This window comes from Oleiphilus sp. HI0066 (assembly GCF_001635725.1).
In genome coordinates this window covers 13,903-29,624 of sequence record NZ_LWFH01000025.1, presented here as the reverse complement: position 1 = coordinate 29,624, position 15,722 = coordinate 13,903, and the positions used below count along the sequence as shown (strand labels likewise).

Sequence of the window (15,722 nt, the reverse complement as noted above, 5' to 3'; positions counted from 1 at the left end):
TAACCAAAGTAAGCTTTCTATGGCGCGATTGGAAGGTGAGCTTAATGAAGCGGGAGCGGAAATTGAGCAAGCTGGTAGTAGTGCAACTAAACAACTTAAATTTTTAGATTCTGAAATGCGTAAGCTTTGGGGCGTTGCAGGAGATAAAAATCGCAAAGCAATTGCTGAAAATAAAGATAGAGTTGATAGCGTGAAGCTACAGCTCAATGCTTTGAAAAACAAAGATCTAAAACCTTTGGAGGCTTCTGTTGCGAAGCAAGAGCAAATGCTCAAGCAGCTAGAAGTTAGATTAGGGAATAATCAGGCGATGGCGGATCAGATTGGCCTGATTAAGAAGCAAAGCGCCAATGTTGCGAGTGAGCTATCGTTGACGCGTGAGTCGCTAGAGCAAAGTGTTGCGGAGTTGGCGCGCAATATAAATTCTCAGCCAAATAACAGTAAGGCCGTGGCTGAAAATACGGAATCTATTGCTTCTATCAACGCAAGTCGACGACAGATCAATGAGAGAATTGTTGGGCTTGAACGCCAATTAAATGAGTTGAAACTAGCCGTGTTGGCAAGCAAATCGCCTAGTACTTCGCAAAATTAATTAGGGCTCATTGGTATACTTCAGGAATGAATTACTTTTACTTGCTATTTCGACTTTGTTTGAGCGCGACGCTTGTGGTCGCGATGCTCGGCGTTTCTAATGTTGCGTTCTCTGATACAACCGCACCTTATTCAAAGCCTTTTCACAAACAGGGTCGTGGTTGGTATCCATCGATTTATTGGTCGACTGGGCGGAATTTCGGTTCGTATTACTTTCCGAATGAAACAGGTCGACCATTTCAAGAATTAAAATCTACCGAATGGGATAGTGAAGTTAACGCACTGATCTACTTTTACCGCCCAAGTAGCCAATGGGCAGATGAAGAGATGGAAGCGCCGAGTTATTACTTGAACGACGAGCTCGTATTTAATCTTCGCTCCGGCAGTTGGACTGTCGTAGAGCTTCCTGCTGGAAGTTACGACTTCGCAGTAAGAAAGAGCTTTTTACCGATGCTTGGCTTCGAGGCTTTCGATGATAAGTTGATGATCGCTTTCGACATGAATTTGCAAGCCGATGTCGGCCTAGAGCTCAATCCTGGTCAAATTTTTTACGTACGACATTCTGAAGTATTCCTACCTCGTGAGTTGCACCCCGATTTAGCGCCGGATGACGAGATGGCATCGGCAGACGTTCAATTGGTTGGCCGTGATCTAGCCATGGAAGAAATGCCGCATACGCGTTATTTGGAACCATCTTTCTGGACGGCTTCTGATGCTGAACAGGCAGAGGAACTCTTGAATGGAACGATGCAAGACTATGGTTGGTTCTCAATTATTTGGCCGTGGTCAAATAACTTCTTATGGGGCTTTCCAATCTGGTATCTGCCAAGTGATATGTATAGAGAGCTGAAAGGGCAAGACACATTGACTCTTGAGCAAGAGCTTTATTTATATCATGAAGATGTCGATGCTTATTTAGCGGAAATAGATCGTCGAAGAACGCCGCAAGTGAATTGGCTTGCTCCGTGGCGCGAGCCTCGCAGAGATCTTTCATTGAATGATGAGTTAACGTTAGAGAGGCTTGAGCGCGCTGCGAAGTCTGGAAATATTGCGCCAGCACCTTATGCTCCGGAGTTCGCGACAGATTCAACGGATTACGAAGAGTTTTTTTGGTTTTGGCCATTTGGCCAAGAGTATCCACTTGTGAAGTCTCTTCCTGTTCCAGGTCGTTCTGAATCAAGCGAGCGTAAGGAAGAGAAAAATAGGATTTTGGCGACCTTAAATTAGTTGTTGATTAATTGTTGAACGACTTTTTTGCCTGTTTTGAGTACGGCTTAAAAACACATAAAGTTTCGATAAAAAATCTCTAAAAAGGTGTTGACAGTTAGGCCTAAATCCTTAGAATGCGCATCTCGATTTGAGCAGGGGTGGTTAGCTCAGCTGGGAGAGCATCGCCCTTACAAGGCGAGGGTCACAGGTTCGATCCCTGTACCACCCACCAAATTACTTAAATCGAAACAGCTTTAAGATGCGGACCGGTAGTTCAGTTGGTTAGAATACCGGCCTGTCACGCCGGGGGTCGCGGGTTCGAGTCCCGTCCGGTCCGCCACTTAAGCTGTCACCCTGATGGGTGGTTAGCTCAGCTGGGAGAGCATCGCCCTTACAAGGCGAGGGTCACAGGTTCGATCCCTGTACCACCCACCAAATCCTAAAGTCGACTCTTTAGGTCTTAGTTTTAAAGATGCGGACCGGTAGTTCAGTTGGTTAGAATACCGGCCTGTCACGCCGGGGGTCGCGGGTTCGAGTCCCGTCCGGTCCGCCACTTTAAATTCCTTATGTCAAAATTCCTTTTTCTTTATGTCTCTTCGGTAAGCGCCTGGACTTATGCCTGTCCAACGTTTGAACGCGCGCTGAAATGATGATGGTGAAGAAAATCCTAGAATAAACGTAATTTCAGTGAAGTTGAGCCCTGTATCTCTCACATAGCTCTGAGCCAAGGCGTTACGTGTATTATCTAATAGTGTTTGATAATGATGACCTTCCTGCGCTAGTTTTCTTCTAAGCGTCCAGCCTGCTAATCCAAGTTTTTTCCCTATCAAGTCAATTTCCGGTGGTTTACCGCTAAGATTTTCAGAGATCAAATCTATGACTTGGTCTGAAATGCTTTTTCCTGATTTCCAAGTCATAAGTTCTTGTTCGCATATAGCCTGCATTTTTGAGAATGTTGGTTGATGGGACTGATTGAGTGCGAATGTCTCGTGTCCTCGCTTAAGGATCAATGCATTTTTTGATTGGCCAAATAAAACGGGGCATTGAAAAAAGTCTTCGAAATCTTCTTTGTATGATGGCAAAGGGTATTCGATCTCAATATGGTGACATTCAGCTTCGGGGCAATGACGTTGAGTGAAAGACCACCATGAGGCGAGCATCGTGTCGACAACAAAATAGTTATACCTATTGTATGGGCTAATGGAATAAAACTGACAATGAAGCCGGCCATCTTTCATAAAATGAGATGACTTTCCCCTAGTGTTGCGACTGTTTAGTAGCTCCATATCAATGATATGTGACAAGGATTGTTGAAGTGTTGGCGCGCAGGCCGCTGTATATCCCGCAAGCCCAATATGGCTATCTAAGGTGTTTCTTCCAAATTCTAAGCCAATTGATGGACTTCGAGTCATGCGAGCGGCTTCTCTCCCTAGTCTCATATACTTAGGAATACTGATTCGTGCGTCTGGTGTGCTGAGGTGTTCATTATTCAGTCCAAATGCCTTTTGCACAGGGAGTGGATCAATATTGTGTTCGGCTAGCGTATTGAGGACGACGCTAGCAAAGTTAACTGTGATATCGCCTAGCGACAGTTTCTGAATAGGAATCATTCTCTTATGTTAGCGTAAATGTTTAATAAAGTGATAAAAATGTTTACTGATGTTATTGATGCGGCCTTGTGTACTCGGTAATTTATTGCCTCGCTCTTATTTGAGTGTTTGTACAATCGCTTTTATAGGCGTGAACGTAAGATAGGTTTTTGGAGAAAATAATGACGCAGCAAGCAGGCCAAAGTTACCCGAATTTATTAGAGCCATTAGATCTTGGCTTTACGACTCTCAAGAATCGTGTGTTGATGGGTTCAATGCATACCGGTCTTGAAGAGTCTCCAAATGGCTTTGAAAAAATGGCCGCATTCTATGCTGAACGTGCTGCAGGTGGTGTTGGCATCATTGTAACGGGCGGTATTGCGCCAAATCCCGAGGGAGCTGTTGGCCCGGGTGCAGGAAAAATGAGTACGCCAGAAGAAGCTGAACACCATAGAGTTGTCACTGAAGCGGTACACAAAGAAGGTGGAAAAATCTGTATGCAGATATTGCATGCAGGGCGTTACGCTTATCACCCTATGCAAGTCGCACCCTCTGCGATTAAAGCGCCGATCAATCCCTTTGTTCCAAAAGAGTTAGATGAAGAGGGTATTGAAGAACAGATTGAAGCGTTTGCGAATAGTGCTGCAATGGCTCAGTTAGCCGGCTACGACGGTGTCGAAGTAATGGGCTCTGAAGGCTACTTTATTAATCAGTTTATCGTTTCTCACACAAACAAGCGTACAGATCGGTGGGGCGGTTCTTACGAAAATCGTATTCGCTTGCCAATCGAAATTGTCCGCCGTGTGCGTGAGCGTGTTGGTGAAGAGTTCATCATTATTTATCGTCTTTCGATGCTTGATCTAATTGAAGACGGAAGCACTTGGGAAGAGGTTGTTCAGTTAGCGAAAGAAATTGAAAAAGCGGGTGCAACGATCATCAATACCGGGATTGGTTGGCACGAGGCGCGAGTTCCAACGATTGCTACGATGGTTCCGCGAGCGGCTTTCACAAAAGTGACGGCGAAGTTGAAAGGCGAGATAGGTATTCCTCTTGTAACGACGAACCGCATCAACACGCCTGACGTTGCGGAAGATGTATTGGCAAATGGTCACGCCGATATGGTGTCTATGGCACGACCTTTCCTTGCGGACTCTGATTTTGTAAATAAATCTGCAGAAGGTAAGGCGAACGAAATCAATACATGTATTGGTTGTAACCAGGCATGCTTAGATCATACCTTCTCAATGAAGTTGACCTCGTGCTTGGTAAACCCTCGCGCATGTCATGAAACAGAGCTTAGCTACGTTAAGACGGCTTCTCCTAAGAAAATTGCCGTGGTTGGTGCAGGTCCAGCTGGCCTTGCAGCTTCTACCGTAGCAGCTGAGCGTGGCCACGATGTGACCTTATTTGATCAAGCGAGCGAAATTGGCGGGCAGTTTAATATCGCTAAATTGATTCCGGGTAAGGAGGAGTTTTACGAAACGCTTCGTTACTTCGGTGAAATGATCAAAAAGCATGGTGTAGATCTTCAGTTGAATACGCGTGTTGAAGTGGAAGATTTAAAAGCGCAAGGCTTTGATGAAGTCATCCTAGCAACAGGCATCAAACCTCGTACTCCTGAGATTCCGGGTGTTGAACACGAGAAGGTAGTGACCTACCTTGAAGCGTTAAAAGGCGCTAAGCCAATTGGTAAAAAAGTTGCTGTTGTTGGTGCGGGCGGTATTGGTTTTGATGTTTCAGAATTCATCACGCACAAAGGCGAGTCGCCAAGCTTGAATATTCCTGCGTTCATGGAGGAATGGGGTGTTGATCTAAATATGGATCATCAGGGTGGCATTAAGGGTGTCCAGCCCGTTCATCCTGAAGTTGAGCGAGAAGTGTATTTGCTTCAACGTAAGTCTTCTAAAGTAGGAAAAAACCTTGGCAAGACAACTGGTTGGATTCATCGTACGTCTTTGAAGCATCGAAATGTTAAGCTGGTTAACTCTGTTAATTACGAAAAGATCGACGATGACGGTTTTCATGTAATGATTGGCACGGAACCTAAAGTGCTTGATGTCGATACCATTATCATTTGTGCAGGCCAAGATCCTTTGCGAGAGCTACAAGATGGTCTGGAATCATCAGGTGTTAACGTGCACCTTATTGGCGGTGCGGATGTTGCTGCTGAACTGGATGCTAAACGCGCAATCAATCAAGGATCTCGTTTAGCGGCTGAGCTATAAGCACGTTTGTGTTGATATGAATATAAAGGGCCTGTTGGCCCTTTTTTTATATTTGTGAATTAAGTCTGTCTGAGCAATAAAAGAAAACAGTGTGCTTCTTCTAGCATCATCTAAACTTTCGGTTAGATAAGTTTAAATTGATGGTGTTTTTGGGGTAATTATGGGGCAGGCAGCCAACGAAGCCGTTTTCTTTATGAAGAACAACTCGGTTTCGCGTCAAATGTTGTTTTCGGAATTCGAAGCATTACTAGATGGTTTAAGTTCGATTCCGGAATATGTGGATGAAGATGCTCATGCTGTGTATACGGTCATTGACGGGTATGGCGATATTGACGCGCTTGTCTTTTTCAAAATTTACTTTGACGAAGAAAGTCATGCAGACACCTCATGGAATCTTCCTGTCGAGAAACTAGCCTCAATTAGCGGTAGTGGCCCAGATCTGGGCGGAGGACCAATTCGCTTAGCTTGTCGTTCTCAGTGTTCGATTAATTGGCACCAAGAGGATCTTTGGGATCCAGATATGAATCCTGGAACGAATGATTTTTTAGCGGTTCGCAAAGCGGTCAATACCAATCGTTTACGATTTAGGTTTCAAGAAAAACCAGAGGGAGAACCTGTTGGCATTCCAACTCTTGGTGCTAGCGATAATGAAGATGATTTACCTGTTTTAGGTGGCTCTGATCAAAGCTCTACAGCGATTGATGCGGATGCAGATAAACGAGTTAAGTTAGCGCGTATTCTGAAAGAGCAGCGCTTACGGATTCGTACCCTAGAAAAGCACAAGGAACGATCAAACTCTGAAATTGATCGTGAACAGCGCATTATTGTTCATGCATATAAAAATGAAATTCAATCCCTCAAACAAAATCTCGAGCAGCTCAAGGTAAGTAACGAACGCTTGCAAGAAAAGTTAAGTTCTCGAAATGAGCAGTATATTGATCTGCAAGATAAAGTGAGTGGCCAAACTCAGGTGGTAGAAGAGCTTCAAGAGAAGCTTAAAAATGCGAGCTCTGAAGAGAAAGATGCGCTAGAGAAGCAGAAACTAGAAGCTGAAATCGTTTTGTTGCGAGAGCAATTAGATCGTAGAGACTTGGATTTAGCATACCGCGATGAGCGGGAAGATTTACTTCGCGCAGAATTGGAAGAGCTTAAAGAGACAATGTCTGATGGTTTGGGCTCGAATGATTTGGTTGAAAAGCTAAAAGAGATGGAAGTTGTTTATGTGGCGTATCACGCGGGTGTGGGTCATATATCAATGACATCGATTGACATACTTCGTTATGCCGAGAACCCAATGGCATTCGTGGCTGAAAAAGCAAAAGTCAGCGAGAAGGTTTACCGTGCTTGGTTAGCGCATTTTGAAAGCCCGTTGTGTCAGGAACCCCATGATGACGGTACTTTGTGCCATAACAAAGTGCGTGTTTGTGATAACCCTACTGATTTTGAAGTAGGTATTAGTGATCGTTGCGATCTGCATCGTATGGATATTTGATATGCAGGGTCTAAACGGGGAAGTCACTTTCCATGAGATGGCGCAAGATTTTGAGCATCCTCTGGAAATTTCTTCGTATGACTTGTCAGGTATAGTTGATCGCTATTTTGATACTAGTCGGTATCGTGAGCTCAGAGTGGATGTACTGCGGCTTGATAAAGTGCATCCATTTATCTCAGGAAATAAATGGTTTAAGTTAAAGCACTATTTGCTCTCTGCATCGCAGCAGAATATTTCTCATCTCGTCAGTTTTGGCGGCCCCTTTTCCAATCATCTTCACGCACTTGCCTATGCAGGTTATTTATTTGGTTTTCGCACGACTGGCATCGTAAGAGGGCATGCTCCGGTTTCCGATAAATTATCACCGACACTACAAGATTGTCTTAAGTGGGGGATGAGTTTGGAGTGGATGGATAGGCAAGATTATCGTCGTCATGCTGAAGTACCTGGTTTGGAACATGTTCAGGCGCTGTTTCCTCCCTCCCTTGTGATTCCTGAAGGTGGTGAAGGGGTTGATGGGGTAAAGGGTGTGGCGTCCCTATTTCAAACGCTTGATCTAGATCGATACGATCTAATTTTAACGCCGGTTGGTTCGGGTACAACGTTAGCGGGCCTGCATAATGGAGTGGGTGACTCTGCAAGGGTTGTAGGTGTGTCAGCATTGAAGGGGGCAGAGGATCTGTCGCAACGGGCTGCCAAATACATTCCAGGTAAGAGTCCCGAGCAGGTTGAAATTTGGCATGATTATCACCATGGTGGCTTTGCTAAAATGTCGCCGCTTTTAAGAAACTTCATTTCTAGTGTTCAATCAGAATACGGCCTGATGTTAGATCCGGTATATACCAGCAAAGCGCTATATGCTTTAGTGCATCAGTTTGCGCATCATAAGTTGGGTGAGTCAGTAAATGCTATGTTGCTTCATACTGGTGGGCTTCAAGGTTGGAGAGGGTTTCGATCTTCCTGAATTTGTTCGTAGCCTTTGTTTAACCATGTGCCGTGCACCACGAATAAAAGCTTGGCTTGTTTTGATTTTTTGTCAGTAGCTAAAACTAAAATAGCCCGCCCTTCTTTCTCTACATCTTGCTCTATTGATTCTTGCAGCTCTGATAAGTTGAGCGCGTCGTTTTGCTCTACCTGAATGTCGAGCCATTGCTTCTTTTTTAAGACAAAAAATGTGTCAGCCCAAGGATGTAATGCATACCAATCCTGAAACTCTGATACATGAACCCATACGCTATGCTGGTAGGCGTCTTCGTTTACATCTTCAAGGCTCATTTGATCTCTTAATACAGAGTTGAATGGTAGAAATAACCTGCCGCGAATAATACATTCCGTGGAAAACGGCGGTGCACCAAAGTGCTCTAGGCTAGAGAATGTTTCTTGGTGTTCGCTGAGTCTCAGTTGGTGTTCATTAAGATGTCGCAGTTTTATATCGAGCCGATCAATTTGGTTTGGGCCGACCCAATATGTTTGAGTAGATGAACCGGAAGAGTACGGCACGCCGAGATAGAACTTAATAGCGAGCTCTTGGTGAATAATTTGTTCAGTGTGTTTGTCGTGTACTAGAAAATCAAACTCGCCAAGTGTCACGCCGTCGACATTGATTTGAAGGTTTTTGGCCAGTAGTTCATATCGTTCACTGTATTCTAGGTAGCATTGCCAGAGCGACTCTACATGAGGGCCTAGAAAGTGACTGTTACTGTTCTGAAGTATTTCCTCGAGTTGCGGTCTAAGGCGCTGCTCATTAAGTTTGTCATCGAAAGATGCGCAGGTCTTATGCAATGCCGCAATGGTCTGAACATCGATGTTTACGATGTCTTTCTGCGCGATAAGCCAGTTCAAATTATTTAGCGCGAGCTTGATGTGATCTATTGAAGAATAAGATTTGTATTGCAGCTTAGAAACCATTTGTAATGCAATTTTCTGATACTATTGTCGTAAGTCTAAATTGCTTCGGTTAAAAAATCCCACAGCTAGAGCAAAAAAATCTCTTTAAGTGCTTCTTTGGAGTCACCCTTTTTTATGGAAAATTTTACGCATATTGGTTTGATTGGCCGCCTCGGTAGTGCAACGGTCATAGAAACGTTGCGCCGTTTGAAACGCTACCTCGTGTCAGAGGGGTACCATATTATTCTTGAGGAGCAAGTGGCTGAATTAATGCCAGGTCATGGTTTGCAGGTATCTAGCGTAAAGATGATGGGTGAGGTGTGCGACCTTGTTATTGTAATTGGTGGCGACGGAAGCCTATTAGGAGCAGCTCGGGAACTCGCTAAATCAAACGTTCCTTTATTAGGAGTGAATCGTGGGCGATTAGGTTTTCTTACGGATATTTCTCCTGAACAAATTGAAGATGGAGTCGATGCCGTTTTAGAAGGTGACTATGTCGAAGAAAAACGCTTTTTACTTGATGTATTGGTGCGCCGAAATGGTGAGCCGGTCGGTTACGGTTCAGGTTTGAATGACATTGTTCTGCATCCTGGTAAATCGACACGAATGATCGGCTTTGATCTCTTTGTTGAGGGACAATTCGTATATAGCCAGCGCTCTGATGGTTTGATTGTCAGTACCCCAACAGGATCAACCGCATATTCTTTGTCTGCAGGTGGCCCTCTTCTCCATCCCAAGTTAGATGCAATTGCTCTTGTTCCAATGTTCCCTCATACGCTGAGTAGCAGACCTATTGTGGTAGACGGGAAAAGTGAAATAAAGATTGTGATTGGTGAAGCGAACGAGATATATCCACAAGTAAGTTGTGATGGCCAGTATCACATTCCTGTAGCGCCAGGTGACACAGTTAGTATCACCAAAAAACCTTACTTAGTAAGATTGATTCATCCAACCTCGCACAATTTCTATGAAACGTGTCGTAAGAAGCTAGGTTGGGCTCATAACTTAATTGAGAGTTAAGTGACGTAGTATGAGTGAACATGTTCAAGGTTATGACCTGATCGGTGACGTTCATGGATGCGCCCAAACGCTAGAAAAGCTGCTGCTTAAAATGGGCTATCAACATGAAAACGGATGTTTTCGCCATGATAGTCGAAAGGTCATTTTTGTTGGTGATATTGTCGACAGAGGTCCTCGTATTCGCGAGGCTCTTCATATCGTTAAAAACATGGTGGATGCTGGCCAGGCTGAAATTGTGTTGGGTAATCATGAATATAATGCGATGTGTTATTGCACGCGTGGTCGCGATGCCGAAGATCATTTGTTCTTGCGTGAGCATAACGCGCGTAATCATCGCCAAATACGCGAAACGCTGGAGCAGTTTGAACCATACCCCGAAGAATGGCAGATGTTCCTGTCATGGTTTCATACGATCCCCTTGTATCTCGACAAGGGCCATTTTCGAGTCGTGCATGCTTGTTGGGATCGCCATGCTATCGAACATTTTAATACGATGAGTCCTTCTCGTAGCTTGTCGATGGATATGTTGTATGAGTCTGCTCGCGATGGAACCTTTCTAGAAAAAATGGTCGATCGCATGACGCGAGGCACATCATTAAAGCTTCCTGATGGGGAGAGCATCGTTAGTAAGGATGGGTATATCCGCAATATGTTCCGGACTAAGTTTTGGAACGATGACCCTAAAACCTATTCAGATGTTGTATTTCAGCCTGACCCATTGCCTGATGGATTGCTGGATCGAAAACTCTCTGAGCAAGAGTTAGATCATTTGATGTATTACGGCAAAGACGAGGTGCCAGTATTTGTTGGTCACTATTGGATGTCGGGAGCCCCCGCTCCTATCACGCCAAATGTTGCTTGCCTGGACTATAGTGCCGTGAAATACGGAAAATTAGTCGCTTATCGTATGGATGATGAAATGGCACTAGATGCTAATAAATTTGTCTGGGTAGATGTCACGCCATCATGAATGAAGTAGCACGCGTATCGATCGATAAAAATCTACAGCCTTTTTCAGAATGGTTACGTCGCCAGGGCGTTGAGCACCGAATCTCTGAGCTAGGTGGAGAGTTAGTGCTAGAACTTCAGCGCTTAGAGAATAAGGATCAAGTTCTAGAGGCTTTGAATTCGTACTTGGAGCATCCTGAATTAGAGCAGCAGTTATCTGCTGCGAATGCGGCCTCGTCACCTTTAAAGGTGCGTTTCTCTGCTGGGTATGATCGTGTAACACCGCAACAGGCTCCACTCGTTTTTATAGTCATTTCTCTTTGTGTGCTCGTTGCTTGGTTAACGGATCTTGGTGGAGGTGGTGAAGTCTTAAGAGCTCTACTGATCGTCAATCCTTTCGATATTTCGATGAACTTGAATTCTATTGAGGGGCGTTGGTCTGCATTGGTCGAAACCATGCAGTCTGGAGAGATATGGCGTTTATTCTCGCCAGATATGCTTCATTTTAGTCTCTTGCACATTGTTTTTAACTTGTTGATGTTTTGGATTCTAGGCGGGCAGCTTGAGTATCGAAAAGGTGCGCTCGCATTATTTGTGTTGATCGTTGTTGTCTCTGTCATATCGAATGTCGCGCAACTTTTAGATGGCGGCTATTTGTTTGGGGGATTGTCGGGTGTTGTGTACGGCTTGTTTGGCTATACCCGAGTTTGGTCGCATTATGATCGTCGCGTTTTCATGCCGGATGGATTATTTAAGTTTGCGTTGGTCTGGTTGGTAATTGGTTATACGCCACTAACAGAATGGATTGGCTTAGGGGCTATGGCTAATTCAGCGCATTTGTACGGATTGTTAAGTGGCCTTGTTTTAGGTTGGCTTGTGTTTGGTTTAACGGCTAAGCGCAATAGCGCGCCATGAAAATGGTCTAGGGGGAGATATATGAATTTTGAAGATGCTGCAAAGCAGCTAGACCCAGAGTTGTATGAAAGATTTAAAAAGGCACTGGAATTAGGAAAGTGGCCCGACGGCCGAACGTTGACGAAAGAGCAAAAAGAAATCTGCTTACAAACAGTGATCGTTTACGAAGACGCTCACGATATTCCTGAGAAAGATCGTGTTGGGTATGTGGATACCACGAAGAAAAAGAAAAAAGGTGATGATCCATCTGATGAAGTGCCTTTGCGTGTGTTGCACTAGAGCAGAATTAATAAAAATATAAGAGGTTATTTTGGAATTATTAGCGCGTGGTCGTTTGCAGAAAATGGCAGTCGATCATCAGACGCCAATCGCTTATCAACTTCATGTAGGTGATTCGGCCTTAAATATGTCTGAGTATCTGGGTAAGCCAATGAAGTTTGTATTTGAACAAGAGATTCGTTGTTCAAATTGCCAGAGAGTCACAAAGAAAAGTTTTAATCAAGGCTTTTGCTATCCGTGTTTTCAAAAGCTTGCGAGCTGCGATAAATGCATCATGAGTCCTGAATTGTGTCATTACGAAGAAGGGACGTGTCGCGAGCCAAGATGGGGTGAAATGCATTGTTTGCAACCGCATGTCGTATATTTGGCTAACTCGAGTGGTCTAAAAGTAGGTATAACGCGAGGCACACAAGTTCCCACGCGCTGGATCGATCAAGGCGCAATTCAAGCATTGCCTATCGCGCAGGTTTCTAGCCGTAAGCTTTCTGGTTTAATTGAAAATAAGCTAAGAGAGTGGGTAGGGGATAGGACTAATTGGCGCAAAATGCTTAAGCATGATGTAGAGGTAATGGATCTCGCTGCAGAGCGTGAACGTTTGTTTGCAGAGGTTGGCGACTACCTGTCTGAGCTGAAGCAAGACTATCCAGATGAGCACATAGAATGGCTTATAAGCGGCAATGAATATTCATTTGAATACCCTCATTTGGCTTGGCCTGAAAAAGCGAAAACATACAATTTGGATAAGACGCCAGAGATTGAAGACACATTGATGGCAATAAAAGGGCAGTATCTAATTTTCGAACAAGCTTGTTTAAATATTCGAAAATATGGCTCGTATGAAGTTTCAATTTATGCCTAAGCAATTATGCATAGCGAGGGCTCTAGGAATACAAAGATGAAAGACGCAGCAGCAAACATCACATATCTAAAAGACTATCAAAAACCGAACTTCCTCGTAGAGAGTATTTCTTTGAGCTTTAAGCTATTCGAGGACGGCGCTGAAGTAACGAATCTTATGCACGTTGTTAAAGATTTGGATTCCGAGTCGACAGAGTTGGCGTTGGACGGCGAAGAATTAGAATTGCGCTCGGTCAGTATTGATGGAGCTCTATTAAATAGTGATCGTTACTTGGTGACAGAGTCCGGTCTAAGCATCTCAGATATGCCGGCAGACTGTCAGTTAGAAATCGTGACGTGGATTAAGCCTCAAGAGAACAAGCGATTAGAAGGACTCTACAAGTCATCGACAATGTTCTGTACCCAATGTGAAGCCGAGGGTTTTCGACGCATTACTTACTATCTCGACCGTCCTGATGTCTTAACGATCTTTACGACAAGAATCGAGGCAGATAAATCCTTGTATCCAAATTTGCTATCGAATGGCAATTTGATTGAATCAGGCGAATTGGATGGAGGACGTCATTTTGCGGTTTGGAATGACCCCTTCCCGAAGCCGTGTTATTTGTTTGCACTCGTAGCGGGTAATTTGCATTGTCAAAAAGATACCTTCACGACAATGAGTGGTCGAGAGGTGCGTCTCGAAATTTTTGTCGAACACAAAAACTCAACTAAGTGTGATTATGCCCTTGATGCTTTGAAACGCTCTATGAAGTGGGATGAAGAGGTCTATGGTCGTGAGTATGACCTCGATATTTTCATGATTGTCGCGGTCGATGACTTCAATATGGGGGCCATGGAAAACAAGGGCTTGAACATTTTTAATTCTTCTTGTGTTCTAGCAAAACCCGATACCACGACAGATGCTTCATATCAGCGTATTGAAGCGATCGTTGCGCATGAGTATTTCCATAATTGGTCGGGTAACCGGGTCACGTGTCGAGACTGGTTCCAGCTAAGCTTAAAAGAAGGATTTACGGTTTTTCGTGATGCAGAGTTTTCTGCTGATATGAATTCACGTGTTGTAAAACGTGTCGAAGACGTTGCTTTACTCCGCACTGCGCAGTTTGCCGAAGACGCTGGCCCTATGTCGCACCCTGTACGTCCTGCCTCGTATATGGAGATCTCTAATTTCTATACCTTAACCGTGTATGAAAAAGGCGCAGAAGTTGTGCGTATGCTCCATACCTTGTTAGGCGCTGAACTGTTCCGCAAGGGATCTGACTTATACTTTGATCGCCATGATGGGCAAGCCGCAACGACGGATGATTTTGTTGCAGCAATGCAAGAAGTCTCAGGAAAAGATCTGAGTCAATTTAAGCGTTGGTATACGCAAAGTGGAACGCCAAGAGTAAACGTCTCGAGTGAGTTTGATGCGCAAGCGCAAACTTACATATTGCACTTTGAGCAATCATGTCCGCCCACGCCTCAGCAGGAAGTCAAAGAGCCGTTCGTTATCCCGATTGAGCTAGCCTTACTTAATGGGGATGGTGGCGAACAAGCGTTGTCTGCATTTGGTGGTCAAAAAAGCGCAGTTTTTGAGTTGACCGAGAAAACACAAAGCATTGTTTTGGAAGGCATTCCAGAAGAACCCATTCCGTCGTTGTTGCGCGGCTTCTCTGCCCCAGTAAAACTAAATTATAACTACACACAACATCAGCTTTTGTTTTTGATGGCGAATGATTCAGACGGTTTTAACCGCTGGGATGCTGCGCAAAGCCTAGCATTGCTTGAATTGAATGCCATGATCTCAACGGTGAAGAACGGTGGTAATGCTCAGCTCTCTAGTGCCTATGTCGGCGCGATTCGAAGCATCATTAGCAACGAGTCATTAGACAAAGCGATGGTCAGCAAACTGTTGCAACTGCCAAGTGCTGCTTATCTGATTGAGCTAGCAGAAGAAGCTGATGTGGATGCTATTTGTACTGCGCGAAATCTCGCTCGTAAGCAATTAGCGTTCGATTTACAGAAGGAACTGGTTGCATGTTATCAGCGTAATCAGGGGTGCGAGAAAGGCCTAAGTTACGCTGAAATGTCTGTTCGAGGGCTTCGAAATACTTGTTTAGCACTGTTGTCAGCCAATGCGAATGATGAATTCATGAGCCTTTGTCGCAAGCAGTTTGTTAATGCTCAGAATATGACAGACCAAGTTGGAGCATTGTCTGCCATGATTGCCTCGGGCAACAAGCAAGATGCCGATGACTTATTGGCACGTTTTTATGATCAGTGGAAAGAAGATGCTCAGGTTATGGAGTTATGGTTCTCTGTGCAATCGTCAGCGTCTTCATATGCTGATTTAACACACATTCAATCGTTGATGGAGCATCCTGATTTTGATTTCTTGAATCCAAATAAACTGCGTTCGGTTGTAGGTGTTTTTGCAAATCAGAATTTAGAGAATTTCCATAAGTTAGATGGTTCAGCTTATGCCTTCTTGGCAGACCAAATCATAAAGTTGGACGATCTAAATCCTCAAATCGCCTCGCGATTAGCCACGCCGTTGACGCGTTGGAAAAAATATAATCCTGCACGCCAAGCATTGTTACGAAGTCAGTTAACGCGAATTCAAGGCAAGTCGAATCTTTCTAAAGATCTTAGAGAGGTGGTTGATAAGAGTCTCGTATCATAAACGCATATCTCATTTTTAACGGAAAGCATGCATGGCATGCTTTC

General features: G+C 44.3%; 13 protein-coding genes and 4 tRNA genes. 15 read left to right on the top strand and 2 right to left on the bottom strand.

The features are described 5' to 3' along the window. The 6 genes from A3738_RS00845 to A3738_RS00820 all read left to right on the top strand — a co-directional run. On the top strand, nt 1-589 hold a 589-nt coding region (locus A3738_RS00845), incomplete at its 5' end, for a hypothetical protein (RefSeq protein ID WP_231876487.1). A gap of 59 nt (nt 590-648) precedes the next feature. Continuing rightward, nucleotides 649-1,815 carry a DUF2846 domain-containing protein gene (locus tag A3738_RS00840; protein WP_197472313.1) on the top strand — a complete coding sequence of 389 codons (1,167 nt, stop codon included), beginning with the start codon at nt 649-651 and terminating at the stop codon, nt 1,813-1,815. A gap of 138 nt (nt 1,816-1,953) precedes the next feature. Next, nucleotides 1,954-2,029, top strand: a tRNA-Val gene (locus tag A3738_RS00835). 31 nt (nt 2,030-2,060) lie between these two features. Continuing rightward, nucleotides 2,061-2,137: transfer RNA gene (locus tag A3738_RS00830), tRNA-Asp, on the top strand. Nucleotides 2,138-2,156: 19 nt separating this feature from the next. Beyond that, nucleotides 2,157-2,232, top strand: a tRNA-Val gene (locus A3738_RS00825). A gap of 41 nt (nt 2,233-2,273) precedes the next feature. Further along, nucleotides 2,274-2,350 (top strand) — tRNA-Asp (locus A3738_RS00820). Between the two features lie 16 nt (nt 2,351-2,366). Here A3738_RS00820 and A3738_RS00815 read toward each other — a convergent pair. Further along, complete coding sequence (locus tag A3738_RS00815) at nt 2,367-3,407, bottom strand: AraC family transcriptional regulator (RefSeq protein WP_068477319.1); 1,041 nt, start codon at nt 3,405-3,407, stop codon at nt 2,367-2,369. 161 nt (nt 3,408-3,568) lie between these two features. On the opposite strand from A3738_RS00815, the gene A3738_RS00810 reads away from it, so the two are divergent. The 3 genes from A3738_RS00810 to A3738_RS00800 all read left to right on the top strand — a co-directional run bounded on the left by A3738_RS00810 (nt 3,569) and on the right by A3738_RS00800 (nt 8,067). After that, nucleotides 3,569-5,611: an NADPH-dependent 2,4-dienoyl-CoA reductase gene (locus A3738_RS00810; RefSeq protein ID WP_068477317.1), complete on the top strand. Its 2,043-nt coding sequence runs from the start codon at nt 3,569-3,571 to the stop codon at nt 5,609-5,611. A 160-nt stretch (nt 5,612-5,771) separates the two neighbouring features. Next, nucleotides 5,772-7,103 (top strand): hypothetical protein, encoded by a 1,332-nt coding sequence (locus tag A3738_RS00805; protein WP_068477315.1) that lies wholly within the window; start codon nt 5,772-5,774, stop codon nt 7,101-7,103. Between the two features lies 1 nt (nt 7,104). Then, a complete protein-coding gene (locus A3738_RS00800; RefSeq protein WP_068500224.1) occupies nt 7,105-8,067 on the top strand; it encodes a 1-aminocyclopropane-1-carboxylate deaminase/D-cysteine desulfhydrase in 963 nt (320 codons plus the stop codon). Here the strand turns inward: A3738_RS00800 and A3738_RS00795 are convergent. Next, the gene (locus tag A3738_RS00795; protein WP_068477312.1) at nt 8,037-9,011 is read right to left on the bottom strand and encodes a DUF1853 family protein; all 975 of its coding nucleotides are present in this window, start codon (nt 9,009-9,011) and stop codon (nt 8,037-8,039) included. The genes A3738_RS00800 and A3738_RS00795 overlap by 31 nt on opposite strands. A gap of 114 nt (nt 9,012-9,125) precedes the next feature. Here A3738_RS00795 and A3738_RS00790 point away from each other — a divergent pair, with 114 nt between their 5' ends. Genes A3738_RS00790 through pepN form a run of 6 tightly spaced genes read left to right on the top strand, consistent with a single transcriptional unit; the run spans nt 9,126 to nt 15,678 of the window. After that, the gene (locus A3738_RS00790; RefSeq protein ID WP_068477310.1) at nt 9,126-10,010 is read left to right on the top strand and encodes an NAD(+) kinase; all 885 of its coding nucleotides are present in this window, start codon (nt 9,126-9,128) and stop codon (nt 10,008-10,010) included. Nucleotides 10,011-10,020: 10 nt separating this feature from the next. Continuing rightward, entirely contained in the window at nt 10,021-10,980 is a 960-nt protein-coding gene (locus A3738_RS00785; protein WP_068477308.1) for a metallophosphoesterase, read from the top strand. Then, nucleotides 10,977-11,873, top strand: coding sequence for a rhomboid family intramembrane serine protease (locus A3738_RS00780; RefSeq protein ID WP_068477306.1), 897 nt, complete (start codon nt 10,977-10,979; stop codon nt 11,871-11,873). The genes A3738_RS00785 and A3738_RS00780 overlap by 4 nt, the downstream gene beginning before the upstream one ends. A gap of 21 nt (nt 11,874-11,894) precedes the next feature. Next, the gene (locus tag A3738_RS00775) at nt 11,895-12,152 is read left to right on the top strand and encodes a YeaC family protein (RefSeq protein ID WP_068477304.1); all 258 of its coding nucleotides are present in this window, start codon (nt 11,895-11,897) and stop codon (nt 12,150-12,152) included. Between the two features lie 31 nt (nt 12,153-12,183). Further along, nucleotides 12,184-13,011, top strand: a complete 828-nt coding sequence (locus A3738_RS00770; RefSeq protein WP_231876486.1) for a DUF2797 domain-containing protein — start codon at nt 12,184-12,186, stop codon at nt 13,009-13,011. Nucleotides 13,012-13,047: 36 nt separating this feature from the next. Then, complete coding sequence (gene pepN, locus A3738_RS00765; protein ID WP_068477300.1) at nt 13,048-15,678, top strand: aminopeptidase N; 2,631 nt, start codon at nt 13,048-13,050, stop codon at nt 15,676-15,678. Nucleotides 15,679-15,722 lie beyond the last annotated feature (44 nt).